This window comes from Streptomyces rubiginosohelvolus, from assembly GCF_014649875.1.
Lineage (GTDB): Bacteria > Actinomycetota > Actinomycetes > Streptomycetales > Streptomycetaceae > Streptomyces > Streptomyces rubiginosohelvolus.
The window spans coordinates 103,248-123,069 of sequence record NZ_BMTW01000019.1 but is presented as its reverse complement, the minus strand read 5'-3'; the positions used below and the strand labels follow the sequence as shown (position 1 = coordinate 123,069).

Sequence of the window (19,822 nt, the reverse complement as noted above, 5' to 3'; positions counted from 1 at the left end):
CACAGCACAGTAGGTTAAAGATCAAGCTAGAGCCTGTCTGACAATCCCCGTCCAATCAGCGAGGTTCGGCCGAGTTGGCCATCGGGAGGTGCGCCGACCGTCCGGCGGGGATTACCGGGCAGGGCCTACGAACGGCGGGCCAGCAGATGGGCGTCGAGGAAGCCCCTTTCGGAGGCTGGATCGTGGAGCAACCGGGCGAAGGGAACGAGCCCGGCGTCGGCCAGGAGTTCGGCGAGGCGATCCGCCGGCCAGCTGTAGGCGGGCGCCACCTTATGGTCGAAGCGGACCGGTTCTTGTTCGTCGGTCCCGAAGAAGGAGACCAGGAGCAGGCCATCCGGCGCCAGGACGCGTGCCTGTTCGGCGAGCAGCTCCGGTAGTTCTCCCGGAGGCGTGTGGATCATTGAGTAGTGGGCCAGTACGCCGCCGAGCGCGGCGTCCTCGATCGGCAGGGATTCCATCCGCGCCTCCTGGAAGCGCAGCGCCGGATGGGCCTGCCGGGCGTGGTCGATCATGCCGGGGGCGAGGTCTAGTCCGAAGGCGTCCAGGCCGAGTTCGTGCAGCATGGCTGTCAGATGTCCGGGCCCGCACCCGACGTCCGCTGCCCGCGGGTTGCCTGTCGCGCGCACCAGTTCGGCGAAGGTGCCGATCATGGCCCGGGAGAAGGGCTGTGTTTCCAGCCGGTTTGCGAACAGCGATGCGTACAGCTCGACAACACCGTTGTAGGCCGTCCTGGTCTCGTCCTGGTGATTCACCACGGGCAGGACTCTATAGCCGGTCTGATAATTGATCTTGTGGCAGGTCGAGGTGAGTTGACGGATGCGGCATGGGGCGGATAGAGCCCCTTTTGCCCCAGGTGGACGGACGGGGCCGTCCGTGGCGCGATCACCGGCAGGTGGTCAACGTGTGCTGTGGCGGCTACGGACCGGGGCTCCTTGGCGCGACCTGCCCGAGCGGTATGGGCCGTGGCAGACCGTCTACGAGCGGTTCGCCCGCCGAGAGGCCGATGGCACGTGGGCGAAGCTGCTGGGGCATGTCCAGGTCCATGATGACGCGGGGGGCCGGGTGGAGTGGATCGTCGCCGTTGACTCCACGATCAACCGGGCCCACCAGCACGCCGCGGGCGCCCGTAAAAGGGGGACGCAGACAGGGACGAACCGGAAGATCCGGGCCGCTCGCAGGCGCATCAGGCACTCGGTCGATCCCGGGGCGGGCGCGTCACCGACTACTGCGAGGGCGACCTTCACGGCCACATCCAGCGCACCCTGCCGCCCGGCTTGAGCCCGGCCTCCGTGCGCGAGGCGCTCGAAGCGTGCCTGCCCCGCATCGTCCGGGACTCCTCCGGGTCCCACACCCGCCGAGCGATCCAGGAACTCTTACCCGCTCCGCTGCCGCACCCCGCACCCCGGTACGCCGACCTGACAGCGGCGCAGGAGCAGTTACTCGGCGATCTCTCCGGCCACCTGCACGCCTGGCTCAGCCGCTCGTCCGCCGACCGGCTGCGGTGCGGTCCGGGCTGCTGCGGTGTGTCGCCGCGATCAGCGCGGCGCCACCCGTCTGGGGAGACCTCCATGCCGTACCTGATCCCACCACGGCCGTGGACGGGGCAGATCTGTCCACGGGCTCCTTCGCGCTGGACGAGGTCGGGTGCGCGCTGCTGTCCGCGCTGCAGGACTGGGCGCGGGACTCCTCCGTCACAGCGGCGCCGGGCATCGCCCGCAGCATCATCCGGGTTCACGGTGAACGTGATCCCGGACCCCGAGCACCCGGACACCGCCGACACCCTGGAGGCGATGTGCGATGAGCACTTGATGCTCGCGCACGCGGTGCACTCCGCACCCGGTGCACGCCACCGTCGACTCGGTGGGCGTGCTGCGCAGGGCATGACGGCTGACGACAGGTGGCCGAGTGGTTGGCTCAGGTGGTGAGCAGTTCGGCGATCTCATGGGCGAGCTCCGGGCCGAGCGAGCCCCAGCCGTCCTTGTAGCCGTACACGCTTCCCAGGCTGCGGGCGTCGTAGTCGCCGTTCAGGATGTCTATGTCGGTGGGGGTGATGAGTGACGGGTGGGGGACGCCGACGGCGCCCGAGACTTTCAGCAACTCCCTGCGCAGGGTGCGCAGGTACATCGCGGCCCGGATGCCCTTCGAGGGCGCGTCGATGCCGCGTGCCAGCCACGGGTTCTGGGTGGCGATGCCGGTGGGGCACTTGTCGGTGTGGCACTTCTGGGCCTGGATGCAGCCGATGGACAGCATCGCCTCACGGCCCACGTTGATCATGTCGACACCGAGGGCGAACGCGACGACGGCGTTCTCGGGCAGGCCGAGCTTGCCGGAGCCGATGAAGGTGATGTCGTCGGTCAGGCCCCGCTCGGCGAACACGCCGTAGACGCGGGAGAAGCCCATGCGGAACGGCAGGGACACCGAGTCGGCGAAGATCAGGGGAGCCGCCCCGGTGCCGCCTTCGCCACCGTCGACGGTCACGAAGTCGACCCCTCGCTCGCCCCGCTCCATCAGGGTGGCGAGTTCCTCCCAGAAGTCCATCTCCCCGATGGCGCTCTTGATCCCGACCGGCAGTCCGGTCTCCGTGGCCAGCAGTTCCACGAAGTCGAGCATCGAGTCCACGTCGTGGAACGCGGTGTGCCGCGACGGCGAAGCGCAGTCCTGGCCCGCGGGAATGTCGCGGATCCGGGCGATCTCGTCGGTCACCTTGGCGCCCGGCAGCATGCCGCCGAGCCCCGGTTTCGCGCCCTGCGAGAGCTTGATCTCGATCGCCTTGACGGGCGCGTCCGCGAGCATGGACTTGAGCTTGTCGAGGTTGAACGTCCCGTCCTCGTTGCGGCAGCCGAAGTACGACGTACCGATCTGGAGGACGAGGTCCCCGCCGTTGAGGTGGTAGGGCGACAGGCCGCCCTCGCCGGTGTTCTGCATCGTCCCGGCCAGCGCCGCGCCCTTGTTGAGCGCCGTGACGGCCGCGCCGGACAGCGAGCCGAAGCTCATCGCCGAGATGTTGATGACGCTCGCCGGGCGGAACGCCTTCGCGCGGCCGCGCGGTCCGCCGAGCACCTTGGCCGAGGGCAAAGCCGCCTGTGGGTCGCTCAGATCGGGCAGCTCACCGGCGAACGTACGCTGCTTCACGTATGCATGACCCTGCACGTGCTCGACGTCGTTGTCGGTGCCGAACCCGAAGTAGTTGTTCTCCCCCTTCGCCGACGCGTAGATCCAGCTGCGCTGGTCACGGCTGAAGGGACGCTCCTCGTCGTTGGACGTCACGATGTACTGCCGTAGCTCGGGGCCGATCGTCTCCAGCACATACCTGGCGTGTCCCACCAGGGGAAAGTTCCTCAGCAGCGCGTGCTTCTTCTGCACGAGGTCGCGGGCGGCCACCAGCGCCAACCCCGTGGCGGCTGCCGCACCTATGCTCCGAGCACGCATCAGAAAAGTTCCTCTCCTCGACCGGCTGAACCTCACGGTGGCCATCTACCCCGCGCCGCGGAAATGCCACGCGATGCCGCAGACCCGAGGGAACCGCCCCTGTGGGAGAGCCGCCGCGCGGCCCGTACCGGGGAGGTCGGGCCGCGCGGCGGGCGGGTCAGAGCGCCGAGTCGAGGTGCCCGAGGTGCTCGATGAGGTTCATGTTCTCGGCGTAGTCCACCGGGCAGTTGATGATCGACACGCCCGGGTCGGCCAGTGCCTCACGGAGCGTCGGCAGCAGGTCCCCGGCGGACTCGATGTGGTAGCCCTTCGCGCCGAAGCTGCGGGCGTACTGGACGATGTCCGGATTGCCGAAGTCGGTGTTGGAGTGTTCCCCGACCTCCAGGTCCATCTTCCACTTGATGAGCCCGTAGCCGTTGTCCTCCCAGATCAGCACGGTCAGCGGGATGTTCTCGCGAACCGCCGTCTCGATCTCCTGGGAGTGCATGAGGAACGAGCCGTCGCCGACCGCCGCCAGCACCTTCGTCTGCGGCCTGGCGAGCTGAACCGCGAGCGCACCGGGCAGCGAGAAGCCCATGGTGGACAAGCCGTTGGAGATGAGGCAGGTGTTCGGCGCGTACGTCGGGTAGAGCCGGGCCATCCACATCTTCAGCGCGCCGGTGTCGACCAGCACGATGTCGTCGCGACCGAGCGCGGCGCGGGTGTCGGCGATGACGCGCTGCGGGGCGAGCGGGTAGCGCTCGTCCGCGGCGCCCTGCTCGAGTTCCCTGGCCAGCAGCGTGCGGGTGGCCGTGGTGTCCTCGTCGTCGATGGTCCAGCGCAGGCCGTCGAGTTCGGTGGCGAGGGCGTTGAGGGAGGCGGAGATGTCGCCGATGATGCCGACGTCGACCGAGTAGCTGTCGTCCACCTCCGCCGGGACGCGGTGGATGTGGATGATCTTCTTGTCACCGTCCGGGTTGATCCGGGACGGGTCGAACTCCTGCAGTTCGTAGCCGACGGCGATGACGACGTCGGCCTCCTCGAACCCGAAGTTGGTGTAGTCGCGCCGCATGAAGCCGAACGTGCCGGTCGCGCACGGGTGGTCGTCGGGCAGGACGCCCTTGCCGTGGAAGGTGGTCGCCGTCGACACGTCGAGTGCGGTGGCGAACGCAGCCAGCGCCTCCTCGGCGCCGCCGCGCGCCGCGCCGTGTCCTGCGAGGATCACCGGCCGGCGGGCCTCCCGCAGCAGCTCCCCCGCCCGCTTGATCTGCTTCGGGGACGGCGCCTCGGGCTGCACGACGTTCCTGCGCAGCGGGCGCAGGTCCGAGCCGTCCGTCGCCTCGTCTACGTCCTCGGGCACGGCGAGGTAGACGGCGCCGGGCCGCTCGGACTCCGCGGTCTTGAACGCGCGCCGCACCATCTCGGGGATGGCCCGGGTAGCAGGGACCTCCGCCGACCACTTCGTGACCGGGGCGAACATGCTCACCAGGTCCACGAACTGGTGGGACTCCTTGTAGTTGCGCTCCTTGCCGACCTGCGCGGTGATCGCGACGACGGGCGTGCTGTTCGTCATGGCGTCGGCGACGCCCAGCATCAGGTTGATCGCACCGGGCCCCAGCGTCGCGGACATCACACCCGCCGAGCCGGTGAGCCGGCCGTGCATCTCCGCCATGAAAGACGCGGCCTGCTCGTGCCGGGTGAGGACGTAGCGGATCTTCTCCGAGCGGGCTAGGGCGTTGGTGAAACGGATGTTCTCCTCGCCGGGTACGCCGAACACCACCTCGACGCCCTCGTTCTCCAGGCAGCGAACCAGGAGTTCGGCCGCTCCGTCGGGGGTCTGCTTTCGGTGCTCGGCGTCGCTCACGCTGATGGTGTCCTCTCCTGATTCTTGGCCGCGCCGATGGGCGGGCCGGTCAGCCGTCTACCCCGGTCGGCCGCCCGGACGCCTGCGGACCGGGGCTACGAGAAGCTGGGTTGGCGCCGGGGGCGCTCCGTCCGGGCCTTCGACGCCGCCCGACGGGGCTGGTACGGGCGGCGCCGCGCGCCCTCGGAAGGGGGCAGGGCGGCGCGCAGCGGCGTGCGCGCTGGGCGTCGCCGACGACGGTCTCGCGCAGGTGGCAGCGGTACATCCGACCAGCCCGGATCACCCTGATATCCACTGTCATGCGGGCCACTCCACACGCCTCTGACCTGCAAGGAAAGGCCGATCAGCAGCACGGCCCGCCAGGCGGGAGCAGCGGCCGGACTTTCTTCACCGGCGCCCCCGGGCGGGAAGCGGCCCCCATCCGGACGCGCATGTCATCGCCCTCCGGCAGCACACGCAGATCGACCCGTTCGACACCGATAAGCACCGCTGAGCATCACCACGCGCCAAGGAACGAGCACCGCCTCACCAGCCCCAGGCAACCGCCGGGGGCTTCGTCGTGCTGCCCGAAGGAGACCACCATGCCCACCTTCGAGACGCTTCCCCGCTTCACCGCCGGGCCGGCTTCATCTGCGGCTGGCGGAAGCGTCCTCCAGTTCGAGCCGTGCCGGGCGGTCGCGCCGGTGAGGCCGGGCCAGGGGCGCGGGAGTGGGTGCGCGGTCCCGCTCGTCAAGCGGTCCCTGGCCCGATTTCCCTCCCGGAGATCCGGCGCTCAGTCGTCGATGTGCCTGGATGACGCGCTTGCGAGCTGTGTCACGACGTGGTCCGGGAGCGGCTTGTTCGGCGGGAAGGTGACGCCGGTCTTGCTCGCTGAGAGGCCCGCGTCGGCGATTGCCCCGGCGTGTTCCGAGATCGCGGGAGCGAGGAAGTACACCCCGATCTTCTTGCTGAACGCCGCGTAGCTCGCGACGACCTTGCCCCGAATCCTGAACCCCGGCATGTTGTAGGCCACCATCTCCTCCGCGTCCGGGAGAGCCTCGCGCAAGAGGTCCCGAAGGTGTTCGAGAACCGGGCGGAACGCCTCCGGCGCAGCGGCGATGTAGGAGTCGTGATCAGGAACAGTTGCCATGCCTGGGCCTTCCTCGCAGGGAGAAGAACTCTGAGCCCCACTACTTCAGCACGAGCAGGGCGAGATGCTCGCTGCGCTCGGAGTCGACCGGGCCACCGCCACCTGTCACCACGGCCCTCGCCACCTTACTCTCGACTGTCTGCGCGAGCCTCGTCATGATCGCCGCCGCGCCCGGCCATGCCGCCACCCGGGCTGATCGTTATCCCCGCAGTTCCAGCGCCCGTCCGAGCACCTCCCAGCGGACCAGTGGTCAGGCGGCGGCTTCGTGCTTGAGGGCCGGGCCGAGCAGGAGGCCGCCGTCGATGACGAACTCCGAGCCGGTGGCGAAGGAAGCCTCGTCGGAGGTGAGGAACAGCAGGGCCCGGGTGATGTCCGCGGGCTCTCCCAGGCGAGGGATGGCGAACGGCTCGGCCGAGTAGAAGGCGGAGATCGGAGTGTCGCTGCCTGCGGCGGGTTCGGTGATGAACGGGGTGGCGATGACGCCGGGGTGGATGGCGTTGACGCGGATGTGGTCGCGGCCCAGTTCCAGGGCGGCCGTCTTGGTGAGGCCCCGGACGGCCCACTTGCTGGCCACATAGGGGGCGTACATCGCGGTGCCGCCCACACCCGAGGTGGAGGCGATGTTGACGATGACGCCTCCGCCGTTCCGGCGCAGCGAGGGGGCCGCCGCCTTGATGCCGAGGAAGGCTCCGGTGAGGTTGATGGCGAGGATGCGGTCCCAGGTCCGGCGGTCGGTGGTCTCGATCGGGGCCGCGGGGTTCTGCACTCCGGCATTGTTCACGAGGACGGACAGCGGGCCGAAGCGCTCTTCAGCAGCCTGGACGGCGGCGCTCCAGGAGTTCTCGTCGGTGACGTCGAGGCGGACGAAGAGTGCGCGGGCGCCGAGTTCGTCGGCGAGCGCGCGGCCCCGGTCTGCGTCGATGCCGGCGATCACGACGTCGGCGCCTTCGGCGTGGAAGGCGCGGATGTGACTGGCTCCCTGGCCTCCGGCGCCGCCGGTGACGAGTACGGAGCGGTGGTCGAAACGTCCCATGAGGTGGTTCCTTTCAAAGTGGCGAGTCGAGTGACTCGCCTCGCTTTCGACGATACGAGAACGACGAGAGGTGAGTCAAGTGGCTCACCTCGTCTAGGGTGGTGCTCATGAACACCGAGCCGTCGGCCTACCACCAGCGCGTCGCCGAGGAGAAGCGGGGCGCGATCCTGCGCGCAGCCACCCGTCTCTTCCTGGATTCCGGGTACGACCGGACGTCGCTGGCGAAGATCGCTGAAGCGGCGGGAGTGTCGAAGGCGACGCTGTTCAAGCAGTTCCCGACCAAGGCAGCACTGTTCGACGCGATCGTCACCGCGTCCTGGCAGGCGGGAGACGGGGATGAGGACGCCCCGCCCCCGGGCGACCTACGGGCCGGGCTCGCCCTGATCGGCCGGCGCTACGCCGCCCTGCTCACGCGTCCGGACATGGCCGATCTCTTCCGGATCGTCATCGCCGAGCTGCCGCGCTTCCCGGAACTGGCCGAGTCGCAGTTCCGCCGCGGCAAGATGCCCTACTTCGATTCGGTGCGCCGCTACCTGGAGACGGAGCGGGAAGCGGGCACGATCCGGCTGGAGGATCCGGAGCTGGCCGCGACCCAGTTCCTCGGCATGATCTCCAACTACGTCTTCTGGCCCCGCCTGCTCCTGGCCCACTGGGCTCCGGACGGCGCGGCCGTCGAGTCGGTCGTCGACGAGGCCGTCCTGATGATGGCGGCCAGGTACGCCGTCACCTGAACCGCGCGCCTCGCGCCCTGTCGCCCCTCCCCAGCCCTGCCCTGCCCCGGGAACGGCGAGGCGGGAGAGGGGCTCCGTCCGGGACCACTCAGCGGGCGGCGAGGGCGCGGATCTCGGAGGCGATCAGCCGGGGGTCCTCCTCGGCCATGAAGTGACCGCAGGAGACGGTCCGGTGGCGGAGGTCCCGCGTCCAGGCGCTCCAGAGGCCCTGGGCGTGGTAGCCGAGAGCGGCGCCCCAGTCCTGCTGAAGGACGGTCACCGGCATGGCCAGCTTGCTGCCCGCGTCCTTGTCGGTGGCGTCGTGGTCGACGTCCACACCGGCCGAGGCGCGGTAGTCGGCGACGATGGAGGGTACGGCCGCGGCGGAGGCGGCGAGGTAGTGGGCGCGGACCTCGGCGGGGAGGGCGTCGGGATCCTTGGTCCAGGCGTCGAGGAAGTAGCTGAAGAAGGTGTCCGCGGCACCCTGGATCATCTCCTCGGGCAGGCCGGGGGCCTGGGCCATCAGGTAGAGGTGGAAACCGACCGCGCCGTTCACGCCGCGCAACGCGTCCCACATGTCGAGGGTGGGCAGGACGTCCAGGAAGAGAGCGCGCGAGACGGCGTCCGGGTGGTCCATCGCGGCGCGGAAGGCGACCAGGGCGCCGCGGTCGTGCCCGGCCAGGGTGAAGCGGTCGTGGCCGAGTGCGGCGGCGAGGCGTACGACGTCACGGGCCATGGTCCGCTTGGAGTAGACGTCGGGTCCGGATTCCACGGGCTTGTCGCTGGCGCCGTATCCGCGCAGGTCGGGACAGATCACGGTGTGGTCGGCGGCGAGGTCGGCGGCGACGTGCCGCCACATCAGGTGGGTCTGCGGGAAGCCGTGCAGCAGCACCACCGGGGTGCCGCTGCCGCCGACAGCGGCCTTCAGGGTGACGCCGTTGTCGACGCTCACGCGGTGCCCGGTGAATCCGGGGATGCTCGGGGTTGTCACAGTGGCTCCTGGGGTTCGTGGGAGAGTGGACGGCCTGGACCTCTGACTTCGTCGGTCCGGGCTGTTCGGGGACGTCACCCAGGTTGTGGTCCGCAGATCAGCGATCGATGAGTGCGAACACCGCGCTCTCCGGCGGCGGCGCCTGGTCCGCGAAAGGACTCTGCCGTGAGTGTGCACTTCGGACTGCTGGGACCGGTCACGGCCTGGGACACCGGCGGGGCACTGCTGCTGGGCGCGCCCAGGCACCGGGAAGTCCTCGGGCGGCTGCTGATCGCCCGCGGCCGGGTGGTCCCGGTCGGCCGACTGGTGGCCGACCTGTGGGAGGACGAGGCCCCCGCGGGCGCTGTCGGCGCCGTCCGCACCTTCGTCGCCGCCCTCCGGCGCGCTCTGGAACCCGGCCGCCCGCCCCGGGAGCCGTCCCGTCTGCTGGTCACCGACGGTCCCGGGTACGCGCTGCGGGCGGGCCGCGAGGCCGTGGACGCCTGGCGGTTCGAGGACGCCGTCGCCCGGGCCGGCCAGGCCCCGCCCCGGTCCGCGGTCGAACTCTGGGACACGGCGCTCGCCTGCTGGCGGGGGCCGGTGCTCGCGGATTTCCCCGCTGCCGCCTGGGCTGCCGCCGAGCGGGCGCGCCTGGACGCGCTGCGCCTGGACGCGGTGGAGCGGCGCGCCGACGCCCTGCTGGCGACGGGCGCCGCCCGGGACGCCGTGGCGGACCTGCACGCCCATGTCGCCGAGCACCCCGGCCGGGAGGACGGCTGGGTGCTGCTGGCCACCGCACTGGACCGCGCCGGGCGGCGCGGGGAGGCTCTGCGCGCACTCGCGCAGGCCCGTGACGCCCTGAGCGGGGGCGGGGGCGCGCTGGCGCGGACCGAGGCACGCATCCTCAGCGCGGCAGGGGATTCTGCGGCCGAACCGGCCGGGACGGCCGACAGCATCTGGGACCGGGCGGCGGCCTCCTGGGACCGATCGGTACCCGCCCGGTCCCGGGCACGGCTGCACGCCACCGCCGGTCTTCTGCGCGACCTCGCGGTGTCCGGCCCCGACGGGCTGGAGGAGGCGCACCGGCACCGCCGCGATCTGGTCGCGGCGGCGGAGAGGACCGGCGATCCGGAACTGGCCGCCCGGATCATGGGTTCCTACGACGTCCCGGCGGCCTGGACCCGCGCCGACGACCCCGAAGGCGCCGGCGAACTGTCCCGGGTCGCCGCCCGGGCCGCCGCCCTGCTCGGCCCCGAAGGCGCGCCCGCCCTGCGCGCCCGGCTGCTGTCGGTCGTGGCGGTCGAGTCCCGGGGCGACGCCGCCGCCGACGCCCCGCTCCCCCGGGCCTCCGGCGCCCCCGCCACCGAACCCTGGCGGCTGCGCGCCGAACGCGCCGCGGGCGAGGCGGTCCGCCTCGCCCGGCGCCTCGGCGACCCCGCACTCCTGGCGTTCGCCCTCAACGGCGCCTTCATGCAGGCGTTCGCCGCCTGCGGTTCCGCCGCCCGCAGGGACACCCTCGGCACCGAACTGACCCGGCTGGCCGTCGACCACCAACTCCCCGGGCACGAAGTGCTCGGCCGCATCATCCGCCTCCAAGCGCTCGCCGGACTCGGCGACTTCACGAACGCGGACACCGAGGCCGAGGAGATCGACCGGCTCGCGGACCGCAACGAACGGCCGCTGGCCGCCGTCTTCACCGCCTGGTACCGGGCATTGCGCCTCAGCGAGACGGACGGATGGCCGGCCGCCCGCCACCGCTACGCACGGGTCCTGACGGAGACCGCCGGCTGCGGCATGCCCGGCCTCACCCAGGGAGCCGCCGCCCTTGTCGCACTGGTCCCCGTCATGCGAGGCGGCGCCCTGCCCCGCCCCGGCGACTTCGACGGCCTGGATGCGGGGCCGTACCAGCCCTGGCTCGACCCGCTGCTGCTGGTCGCCGCCGGCGACTCCGAGCAGGCCCGGCAGGCCCTCGACCGGGTCCCCCGGCCACCCCACGATCTGCTCCAGGAAGCCCTGTGGTGCGTACTGGCCCGAGCCGCGGCGGCCGTGGGACACCTGCCGGTACTGCGCCGCGCCCGGAAGGAACTCGCCGCCGCCGAGACCGAGTTCGCCGGCGCGAGCAGCGGCCTGGTCTCCTTCGGCCCGGTCCGACAACACCTCACCGCCGCCGACACGGCCATCGCGGTTCTCGTCGGACCCAGGGATGCGCGCGGCTGATGCACACGAGCCGACCCGCGGGTTCCCGGTGAATGGGCTTCGCTCTTCCTCATCCCACGGGCCTCTCCGGCCTCGGCGCCGGCGTGGCCGCGTATGCGGCTACCGTTCGTCGTTCTTGCGAACCTGGCGGTGACGGCAGGTGGTCTCCGGAGGGGTCCCGCCTCCGGAGCCTCCAGCCTGGGCGGACACGGGTGCTGTGCCTGCCTCGCCTGACGGGGTGGGTTACCCCTCGTGGTTTCGGCGCCCGGATCTCAGCGTGGCCGTCGAGAGTCTGTCCGTCGTGAACACCCTCCTAGTCCCCGCCCCCTCCCGATCCACTGCCCCCTCCGAAGCCTCCTGACGATCCACCGTCCCCGCTATCGCCCGCAGACGCGTCGTGGCGGTCATCGAGGGCTCGTCCCATCGACCGGAGAGCGCGGCCCAGACCGTCGGGAATCGGATGAGCGGCGAGCAGCCCGCGCTGGACGGGGCCGGCGGGCAGCGTGGCCGGACCTTCACGTACGTACGCGGGAATGCCGGCCTCCGCGGCGGCGGCGAGCAGTCGTCGGCCCCGGCGGGTGATCCGCTGCCGTCTGCGGCTCAGCAGGCCGAGACCGGCCAGCCGCCGGGCGATGTCGTCGACCGGCTGCGAACGGCCGACGCGGTCGATCACTTCCTGAACGCGTCTGCTGCGCGGGCAGGCAGCCATGACCGCTTCCTCGACGGGATGCCCCGACCGGAGGTCACCGGTGGCGCGGAGCCGAGCGGCGCTCAGGCTCAGCACCCCCTGCTCGGTCAGCGCGACGACGGCGCTCTCGACCACACGCTGCCGACCGCCCGCGAGGAACGCGTAGCCGTACAGGTCCAACGCCGCACCGCCCTGCGCTGCCGTGCGTCTCCTCCATGACCGCGCCATAGCCTCCCCCTCGGGCGGACCCCATGGCCCCAGTCCCATGGTCACCGATGCCGCCTGACGATGTAACAGATTTTGTGTGCCACAAGGGGTTTGGCGACTTTCCATCAGCTCCTGCGAACTTTGAACACTGTGGTGACGAAGTATGGACGCCACCGGTAGAAGCCTCCTACTGTTCTCGGCGCAGCCACCGGAGCCCCCTTGTCCGGACGCAGCGCTGCCCCACCGCACGAGCCGCACGTTCACCCCCGGGCGCCGGGTGGCCCCACCCACCGCCGCGACGCGCCCCTCGCCGCGAGGGGCCAGGAGGAAGAATGCATCCACGGCCGCTCCACCGTTGCCGCAGACACCTCACCGGTCTGCTGGTCTCCGCGTTTCTCGTCGGCGCCTTCGCCGCCTCGCCGGCCACCGCCGCGCCGGCGCCGAGGCCGCAGGACGAACTCCCGCCCCAGGAACCGGGCGTCACCCTGCGCGTCTTCGATGTGCAGGTCCCCCTCGACGAGCTGTGCGACATCAAGGCCGGACAGACGCCGAACGTCGACAAGCTGATGCCCGGCATCGACTGGAGTTCGCCGGACGACTTCGGCTTCAGCGACCACTTCGTCTCCCAGGTCACCGCCAACCTGACCGTCCCCCAGGACGGCTCCTACGCCTTCCGGCTGATCAGCGACGACGGCTCGCGGCTGCGGATCAACGACTCCACCGTTATCGATCACGACGGGCTGCACGGGGCGGATCCCAAGGACGGATCGGTTGAGCTGACTACAGGTCACCATGCTCTGCGTATCGACCACTTCGACCGCACCGGCGGTCAGCAGGTCACACTCCAGTGGAAGCCGCCCGGCGCCTCGGACTTCGCCGTCGTGCCGAACTCCGTTCTCAGCACCGACGCCGACGTCGTACGGGTGACGGCACCGGGTCGCAAGGAGTGCGAAGGCGCCCTCGACTCCCCCGGCGACGGGTTGCCCCTGACCGGGACGCACCCGGACTACGCGCTCACCGATCTGCGCCCGGCGGGCTTCGAGCCGCAGGTCACCGCGATGGACTGGCTGCCCGACGGCCGGCTCGCCGTGACCACCTGGGGCGGCACCGACAACACCACCGGCGAGGTCTACCTCCTCGACAACGTCCAGGGCGAGACCGACGCGGGGAAGGTGACCGCCAAGAAGGTCGCCGACGGGCTGAAGGAGCCCATGGGCATCAAGGCCGTCGACGGCAAGCTGTACGTCTCCCAGAAGCACGAACTCACCGAGCTCACCGACGCCGACGGCGACGATGTGACCGATGAGCGGCGGACGGTGGCGACGTGGCCGTACGGCGGGAACTTCCACGAGTTCGCCTTCGGACTGCTGTACCGGGACGGGTACTTCTACCTGAACCTGTCCGTGGCGATCGACCTGGGCGGGGCCACCACCGATCCGCAGCCGGCGCCGAACCGGGGTTCGACCATCAAGGTGAACAAGGAGACCGGCAAGGTCGACTACATCGCCGGTGGTCTGCGTACGCCCAACGGCATCGGCTGGGGCCCCGAGGGCGACATGTTCGTCCTCGACAACCAGGGCGGCTGGCTGCCCTCCTCGAAGCTGCTCCACATCAAGCAGGACCGCTTCTTCAACCACTACACCAACCCCTCGGGCCCCTTCGACGACAAGCCGGTCACCAAGCCGGTGCTGTGGCTGCCGCAGAACGAGATAGCCAACTCGCCCAGCACTCCTCTGCAGTTGACCGAGGGGCGGTTCGCGGGGCAGATGCTGTTCGGGGACGTCACGTACGGGGGCATCCAGCGCGCGTACCTGGAGAAGGTCGACGGCGAGTACCAGGGGGCTGTGTTCCGCTTCACCCAGGGTCTCGAAGCCGGTGTCAACCGGATCAGCATGGGGCCGGACGGCGCGATCTACGCCGGTGGCCTCGGTGCGGGCGGCAACTGGGGTCAGGAGGGCAAGCTGACCTACGGGCTCCAGAAGCTCTCCCCCAGCGGTGACAAGGCGTTCGACATCCTGGCCATGCGGGCGAAGCCGGGCGGCTTTGAACTGGAGTACACCGAGCCGCTCTCCGAGGAGACCGCGGCGAAGCTCGCCGAGAGCTACCGGGTCGAGCAGTGGACGTACGCCCCGACGCCCGCGTACGGCGGTCCGAAGATCGATGAGGAGGCCCTCGGGGTCAGTGAGGCCACCCTGTCCGAGGACGGCAAGAAGGTCACGCTGACCATTCCCGGGCTCAAGGCGAACCGGGTCGTGCACATCCGCTCGCCGCGGCCCTTCAGTTCTGCCGACGGCGCCGAGCTGTGGAGCACGGAGGCCTGGTACACCCTCAACTCGCTGCCCGGCGACCAGCCCCCCGCCACCCAGTACGAGGCGGAGGAAGCCACCCTCAGCGGAGGCGCGGGCTTCGAAACGGAGCACGCGGGCTACTCCGGCGGCGGCTTCGTCGACAACTTCGGCCAGGAGGGCGCGGCGGTCACCTTCGACGTGGAGGCGGGCAAGGCGGGAACGTACGACGTGGGTCTGCGCTACTCCAACGGGCCGAACCCGGCGCCCGGCACGAAAACGGTGAGCGTCCACGTCAACGGGGAGAAGGTGCGCCAGACCAAGCTGCTCTCCACCACCGACTGGAAGACCTGGTCGACGGGGACCGAACAGCTGGAGCTGCGCGAGGGCCGCAACACGGTCACCTACTCCTACGACAGCGGTGACACGGGCCATGTCAACCTGGACATGATCACCGTCCACCCGAAGGGCGCCCGCGTCCAGCTCTTCGGCGGCACCGACCAGGCGGCCTGGCAGCACCCCGACGGGCGTAAGCCCGAGTGGCCGGTGAGCGGCGGGGCGATGGAGGTGGCGGGCGGTGACCTGCGCACCAAGCAGGGCTTCCAGGACTTCCGTGCGCATGTGGAGTTCTGGCTGCCGAACCTTCCGCCGGACGTGACCGGTCAGGATCGCGCCAACAGCGGGGTCTACCTGCAGGATCGCTACGAGGTGCAGATCCTGGACTCGTACGGTGACACCACGCTCGCGGACAACGAGGCCGGGGCGATCTACACCAAGAAGGCCCCCGATGTGAACGCGGCCACGGCACCGGAGACCTGGCAGACGTACGACATCACCTTCCGCGCCGCCCGTTACGACGCCTCGGGGGCGAAGACGGAGGACGCCCGGGTCACGGTCGTGTGGAACGGCGTCACCGTCCACGACGACGTCGCCGTCGACGGGCCCACCGGCGGCGGTGCGGCCGAGGGACCGACAGCCGGGGCGATCAAGCTCCAGGACCACGGCAGCAAGATCCGCTACCGGAACGTGTGGGTCGAGCCCCTCACCTGATCCCGCCCCGCGCTCCATCGGCCCCCACCGGGCTCCGACCTGAGGTAGAGGTCCGGTGGGGGCCGTCGCTATCGTGCCCGCGTGACCTCCACAGCTCAGCGTCCGCTGCTGTTCCTCGACGTCGACGGACCGCTCATCCCCTTCGGCGCCTCAGGGCCGTACCCGACCTACGAGACCGGCCCCGAGGGCCCGGGCGCCCGTGAGAATCCGCTCCTGGCCAGGATCAATCCCCAGCACGGGCCCCGGCTCACGGCTCTGCCCTGCGAACTCGTCTGGGCGACCACATGGATGGAGGACGCGAACACCTGGGTCGCTCCTCGTATCGGCCTGCCGTCGTTGCCGGTCGTCGGTCTGCCGGGGGCCTCCGAGGCCGATGGCGTTCTCGGCTACGAGGAGGAGGAAGAGGACGTGCGGATCGGGATGCACTGGAAGACCCGCACCCTCGTCGCCCGGGCCGCCGGCCGGCCCTTCGTCTGGGTCGACGACGAGATCACCGGCACCGACCGGTCCTGGGTCGCCGTCCACCACCCGGGTCCCGCTCTGCTCCACCGGGTGGAGCCGCGGCAGGGGCTCAGGGACGGCGACTACGCGGTCCTCGACGCCTGGCTGCGGCGTTGGGCGAGCGCGTAGCACCTCCGGCCGCCTGATCGGCCTTCAGCCGGCAGTCTGTCGGGCGACGTTCCTCCGGCAGGAGAGGACCACGAGGAACGGCCACAATGCCTGAAGGAACGTCACGACGCGCTCGGCGACTCCCGGGGCGCGCGCGGTCTGCAGTTCTGCCACGAACCACAGGGCACTCGCGAACATCAGCGCGCTCGCGGCGAGCGACACGTCCAGGCGCAGCCCCCACGGCACCGGGCTCCCGCCCCGGACGGCGGCCAAGGGCGGCCACACCGCCAGCAGCACCACGCCCATCGTGGCCACCGCCCCGTGCTCCAGCGCCCCGCCGCTGCTCGGGGCGGGGACCAGGGTCAGGGCCAGTGCGGACAGTCCGCCGCCGGCCAGGGCCACCCGGCCGGGGAGCGCCGCCTGCCGGAGCGCGTGCGCCGTCGCCACGTAACACGTCCCCAGCACCAGCAGCATCCCCGTCATCAGCCAGTAACTGGTGGCGCCGTAGGAGGCGAGCACGCTCAGGGTGTCCGCCGCGGGATCGTACGGGGGTCCCTGGCGCACCTGCGCAATCATCCAGGAGCAGACCAGCAGGACGGGGGCGCACCCGGAGGAGACCAAGGCCCACAGAGGAGCAGATCGCATTCGGTCAGCATAAATCGGGGCATCCTGCCCGGCGCTGCTCTCCGTCTTGTTCAGACTTCCGTGCCTCCCTGTCGGCGGCCTGGCGAGTGCCGCCGGGCGGTCGGCGGCGGTAGCGTACGGAGGCCTGTGGTGAGGAGGCATCAGGTGAACGGCACCGCCCGGATCGATGTGAGCCGCGAGCAGGTCCTGCGGTACCGCGTGGCGGCCCATGGGTTCGACCGCGCCTCGCCCACGCCCGGTGTCCTGGTCCTCGGCGTCCAGGACACCCCGCACGGCTCGGCCCCGGTGGCGCTCGCCGCGCGAGGTGCTTCCTCCGGTGCGCTGGAACGCGTCTGGTCCTTCCGCGGCGCGCCGCATCTGCACCGGCGTACGGAGCTGGCGACACTGGCCGGTGCCCTGTGGCCGCTCGACGACGCCGACGCCACCGCCCGGATCAGCACCTCGGTGATCAAGGAGGGGGCGAAGCTGGGGCTGGCGGCCTTCCGTGTCACGGCGGAGGCCTTCCGCCGGACCGTGGTCGAACCGCTGGGGAAGGGCGAGGTCAGTACGGCGGTGAGCGCGGCCGTACTGGAATCGCTGACGTACTGGTGCGCCCCGTGCGGGGCGCGGCACATCTCGGGTCTGCTTTTCCAGCAGGCCGGACTCTTCGGCTCGGTGGGGGTCGGCACCGAGCGGGGGAAAACGGTGCTTTCGCCGCTCGCGTCGCCGTTCCCGGTGCCGGAGACGGCGTCGGGGACGCAGGACCTGATCCGTGCCTACCTGCGTTTCCTCGGTCCGGCCACCCGGGCGGAGGTGGCCGCGTTCCTCGGGACACGGCCGACCGCGATCCGGCCGGTGTGGCCGGAGGGGCTCGTCGAGGTCTCGGTGGACGGTGCGTCGGCCTGGCTTCCGGAGTCCGAGGTGGAGGCGTTGCGCGGAGCGCCTCGCGCCGACGGCGGCACCGTACGGCTGCTGCCGCCGGGCGACCCGTTTCTCCAGGCCCGAGACCGGTCGCTGCTCCTGCCCGAGAAGGACCGGCAGAAGGAACTGTGGCGGGCCATCGGCGGGCCGGGGGCCGTGCTCGCCGGGTCGGAGATCGTCGGCACCTGGCGTGCCCGGTCCGCGGGGCGGCGCGTGGAGGTGACGGTGACGGGGTTCGACGCGCTGTCCGCCTCGGTGCGGCGGGCCCTGGAGACGGAGGCGCAGACCGTCGCCGAGGTCCGCGGGGCGAAGGAAGCCCTCCTGCGAGTCGAGTGAACCGCAGGTCCGTGGGCGGCGATCGCCTTCAGGGTGCGGTGGACTCGGGCTTCGCGCGGCGGATGGGCATCATCGTCTCCGTCGCCTCCTGCGCCAGGTGGCCGAGGATCAACCGGTTGACGAGAGCCGGTTTCTCCAGCGGGACCAGGTGGGACGCCCCGGGCACGACGGCCAGTTCGGCGTCCGGGATCGCGCGGTACAGGGCCGTGGTGTGCTCCAGCGTCATCAGGTCGTCGTCCCCGGACATCACCAGGGTGCGCGCCTCGATGCGGGCCAGGTCCTCGGGCGTCAGCGTCGGCTGGGTGCGCCACATGGCGAGCACTTTCGCGGCCACCACCGGCCAGTGGTCCGGGCCGTCCGGTGCGACGGGCTCGTACAGCTCCCGGAAGAACGCCAGGTCGGGCCCGGACGGCGTCATCTCGTCCAGCATCGACGGCTCGGCGAAACATTCGGGGCCCGGGCGGAAGTTGGCCCCGATCGCGACGACCTTGCGGACGAGGTCGGGGCGGTCCCGGGCGACGAGCAGCGCGACGACTCCCCCGTCGCTCCAGCCCACCAGGTGTGCCGGTCCTTCGACGACCGTCTCCAGGAAGGCCACGGTGTCGTCGGCCATGTCCTGGTACGTCAGGGGGCCCGCGACATCGGCCGTGTGCCCGTGGGCGCGCCGTTCCGGCAGGAAGACGCGGTAGGCGGCGGCGAGGTCGGCGCGCTGGGCGCCCCACGTGTCGTTGGTGCAGAAGCCGCCGTGCAGGAGGACGAGCGGATCGCCGGCGCCCTCGGTCTCGTACCAGGTCCTGACACCGGGCAGGTCCGCGTACTCACCCATCGTCCAGGCCTTTCCGGAGCTGTCGTCGTTCCGCCTTCTGCGGTCAGTCTGCGCGGTGGCATCCGGGGCCGCCACACGAGTCGCCATGGTGCGGATCTCAGGCGTCGGCCGGGTCGCTGTCGCGCCGCGCGCGCCGGATGCTCGCCTCCGCGCTGTCGAGCAGCATCTCCAGGGCCGTGGGGTACGCGCTCTCGTTCATCCTCGCGACCAGCAGCGGTGCGAGGGCGGCGATGTTCGGGTGGGTTTCCGCCGGCAGCTCGGCGTAGGTGGCGTGCCAGACCTGTTCGTCGGCGGAGCGGGCCGCTTCGGGCAGGGCGAGGCTCGCGGCGTCCAGTGCGGCGAAGGCGAGTGCCTGGTCGACGAACGCCTGGTAGATCCGTACGACGTCCGGGCCGGGCAGCCCGGTCGATCGCAGGATGCCGAGGAGCGTCTCGTCGCCGGCGATCTCGTTGGCCCGGCCGCTGACCCGGCTGGCGGTCAGCACGGCGGCCTCCGGGTGGGCCAGGTAGGCGGTGTGGATGCGCAGGCCGATCTCGCGCAGCTCGGTGCGCCACTGTCCGGTGGCCCGCCAGCCGCGCATCGCGCGTCCGATCAGTTCGTCGGCGATGGCCAGGGTCAGGTCGTCGATGCCGCGGAAGTAGCGGTAGAGCGTGCTCGGGTCTGCTCCGAGGGCGAGGCCCAGGCGGCGCACGGTCAGTCCGTCCCTGCCGTGTTCGTGGAGCATGCGCAGGGCGGTCTCGACGATCAGCTGCTGGGTGACGACCACGCCCTGCCGTGTCGGCCGCCTGCGCCGCCGCTCCTCCTTCGGGACCACCTTCTTCGCCATCCGCGCCTCTCCCCCGTGTCGATGCCGGGACCTGCTCACCTTATGCCAACAGCGTTGACGTTACTCAAGTGCGCCTCTTTCATGGACGAATCCAAGGGCACCGGCCCGTACGGCCCGGCCCCTCGACGAAAGGCACATCC

15 protein-coding genes and 1 pseudogene are annotated in these 19,822 nt (G+C 71.0%); 6 read left to right on the top strand and 10 right to left on the bottom strand.

Annotated elements, in window-relative coordinates; genetic code table 11:
- Positions 1–125: 125 nt before the first annotated feature.
- Entirely contained in the window at positions 126–755 is a 630-nt protein-coding gene (locus IE134_RS30410) for a class I SAM-dependent methyltransferase (RefSeq protein ID WP_098019269.1), read from the bottom strand.
- A 36-nt stretch (positions 756–791) separates the two neighbouring features.
- Between IE134_RS30410 and IE134_RS30405 the strand changes: the two are divergent.
- Positions 792–1,221 (top strand): annotated as a pseudogene (locus IE134_RS30405) (IS5 family transposase); the annotation flags it as partial.
- Positions 1,222–1,914: 693 nt separating this feature from the next.
- Here the strand turns inward: IE134_RS30405 and IE134_RS30400 are convergent.
- The 4 genes from IE134_RS30400 to IE134_RS30385 form a co-directional block, all read right to left on the bottom strand.
- Positions 1,915–3,429, bottom strand: a complete 1,515-nt coding sequence (locus tag IE134_RS30400; RefSeq protein ID WP_098896055.1) for an FMN-binding glutamate synthase family protein — start codon at positions 3,427–3,429, stop codon at positions 1,915–1,917.
- Between the two features lie 157 nt (positions 3,430–3,586).
- The gene (locus tag IE134_RS30395; protein WP_098019266.1) at positions 3,587–5,272 is read right to left on the bottom strand and encodes an acetolactate synthase large subunit; all 1,686 of its coding nucleotides are present in this window, start codon (positions 5,270–5,272) and stop codon (positions 3,587–3,589) included.
- 772 nt (positions 5,273–6,044) lie between these two features.
- On the bottom strand, positions 6,045–6,401 hold the full coding sequence (locus IE134_RS30390; protein ID WP_098019264.1) for an iron chaperone: 357 nt from the start codon (positions 6,399–6,401) through the stop codon (positions 6,045–6,047).
- A gap of 250 nt (positions 6,402–6,651) precedes the next feature.
- On the bottom strand, positions 6,652–7,434 hold the full coding sequence (locus IE134_RS30385; RefSeq protein WP_189432302.1) for an SDR family NAD(P)-dependent oxidoreductase: 783 nt from the start codon (positions 7,432–7,434) through the stop codon (positions 6,652–6,654).
- 107 nt (positions 7,435–7,541) lie between these two features.
- Here IE134_RS30385 and IE134_RS30380 point away from each other — a divergent pair, with 107 nt between their 5' ends.
- Positions 7,542–8,165 carry a TetR/AcrR family transcriptional regulator gene (locus IE134_RS30380; protein WP_030719833.1) on the top strand — a complete coding sequence of 208 codons (624 nt, stop codon included), beginning with the start codon at positions 7,542–7,544 and terminating at the stop codon, positions 8,163–8,165.
- Between the two features lie 88 nt (positions 8,166–8,253).
- Here the strand turns inward: IE134_RS30380 and IE134_RS30375 are convergent, their stop codons facing one another.
- On the bottom strand, positions 8,254–9,135 hold the full coding sequence (locus IE134_RS30375; protein ID WP_189432300.1) for an alpha/beta hydrolase: 882 nt from the start codon (positions 9,133–9,135) through the stop codon (positions 8,254–8,256).
- A 165-nt stretch (positions 9,136–9,300) separates the two neighbouring features.
- On the opposite strand from IE134_RS30375, the gene IE134_RS30370 reads away from it, so the two are divergent.
- Positions 9,301–11,331, top strand: coding sequence for an AfsR/SARP family transcriptional regulator (locus tag IE134_RS30370; protein ID WP_189432298.1), 2,031 nt, complete (start codon positions 9,301–9,303; stop codon positions 11,329–11,331).
- A 292-nt stretch (positions 11,332–11,623) separates the two neighbouring features.
- Here the strand turns inward: IE134_RS30370 and IE134_RS30365 are convergent, their stop codons facing one another.
- On the bottom strand, positions 11,624–12,226 hold the full coding sequence (locus IE134_RS30365; RefSeq protein ID WP_030719827.1) for a TIGR04222 domain-containing membrane protein: 603 nt from the start codon (positions 12,224–12,226) through the stop codon (positions 11,624–11,626).
- Positions 12,227–12,537: 311 nt separating this feature from the next.
- On the opposite strand from IE134_RS30365, the gene IE134_RS30360 reads away from it, so the two are divergent.
- Positions 12,538–15,540 carry a 3-keto-alpha-glucoside-1,2-lyase-like domain-containing protein gene (locus IE134_RS30360; RefSeq protein ID WP_189432296.1) on the top strand — a complete coding sequence of 1,001 codons (3,003 nt, stop codon included), beginning with the start codon at positions 12,538–12,540 and terminating at the stop codon, positions 15,538–15,540.
- Between the two features lie 81 nt (positions 15,541–15,621).
- A complete protein-coding gene (locus IE134_RS30355; RefSeq protein ID WP_189432295.1) occupies positions 15,622–16,170 on the top strand; it encodes an HAD domain-containing protein in 549 nt (182 codons plus the stop codon).
- Between the two features lie 24 nt (positions 16,171–16,194).
- Here the strand turns inward: IE134_RS30355 and IE134_RS30350 are convergent, their stop codons facing one another.
- A complete protein-coding gene (locus IE134_RS30350; RefSeq protein ID WP_030719820.1) occupies positions 16,195–16,794 on the bottom strand; it encodes a DUF998 domain-containing protein in 600 nt (199 codons plus the stop codon).
- A 144-nt stretch (positions 16,795–16,938) separates the two neighbouring features.
- Here IE134_RS30350 and IE134_RS30345 point away from each other — a divergent pair, with 144 nt between their 5' ends.
- Positions 16,939–18,030 carry a DNA glycosylase AlkZ-like family protein gene (locus IE134_RS30345; protein WP_189432293.1) on the top strand — a complete coding sequence of 364 codons (1,092 nt, stop codon included), beginning with the start codon at positions 16,939–16,941 and terminating at the stop codon, positions 18,028–18,030.
- A 28-nt stretch (positions 18,031–18,058) separates the two neighbouring features.
- On the opposite strand, the gene IE134_RS30340 is transcribed toward IE134_RS30345, so the two are convergent.
- Complete coding sequence (locus IE134_RS30340; protein ID WP_030719808.1) at positions 18,059–18,856, bottom strand: alpha/beta fold hydrolase; 798 nt, start codon at positions 18,854–18,856, stop codon at positions 18,059–18,061.
- Positions 18,857–18,953: 97 nt separating this feature from the next.
- Positions 18,954–19,682 (bottom strand): TetR/AcrR family transcriptional regulator, encoded by a 729-nt coding sequence (locus IE134_RS30335; RefSeq protein WP_189432291.1) that lies wholly within the window; start codon positions 19,680–19,682, stop codon positions 18,954–18,956.
- Positions 19,683–19,822 lie beyond the last annotated feature (140 nt).

Excerpts from the sequence above, each read along its gene's own strand:
- IE134_RS30400 (WP_098896055.1), bottom strand. The coding sequence starts at position 3,429 with ATGCGTGCTCGGAGCATAGGTGCGGCAGCCGCCACGGGGTTGGCGCTG.
- IE134_RS30390 (WP_098019264.1), bottom strand. The coding sequence starts at position 6,401 with ATGGCAACTGTTCCTGATCACGACTCCTACATCGCCGCTGCGCCGGAG.
- IE134_RS30385 (WP_189432302.1), bottom strand. The coding sequence starts at position 7,434 with ATGGGACGTTTCGACCACCGCTCCGTACTCGTCACCGGCGGCGCCGGA.
- IE134_RS30380 (WP_030719833.1), top strand. The coding sequence starts at position 7,542 with ATGAACACCGAGCCGTCGGCCTACCACCAGCGCGTCGCCGAGGAGAAG.
- IE134_RS30365 (WP_030719827.1), bottom strand. The coding sequence starts at position 12,226 with ATGGCGCGGTCATGGAGGAGACGCACGGCAGCGCAGGGCGGTGCGGCG.
- IE134_RS30360 (WP_189432296.1), top strand. The coding sequence starts at position 12,538 with ATGCATCCACGGCCGCTCCACCGTTGCCGCAGACACCTCACCGGTCTG.
- IE134_RS30350 (WP_030719820.1), bottom strand. The coding sequence starts at position 16,794 with ATGCGATCTGCTCCTCTGTGGGCCTTGGTCTCCTCCGGGTGCGCCCCC.
- IE134_RS30340 (WP_030719808.1), bottom strand. The coding sequence starts at position 18,856 with ATGGGTGAGTACGCGGACCTGCCCGGTGTCAGGACCTGGTACGAGACC.
- IE134_RS30335 (WP_189432291.1), bottom strand. The coding sequence starts at position 19,682 with ATGGCGAAGAAGGTGGTCCCGAAGGAGGAGCGGCGGCGCAGGCGGCCG.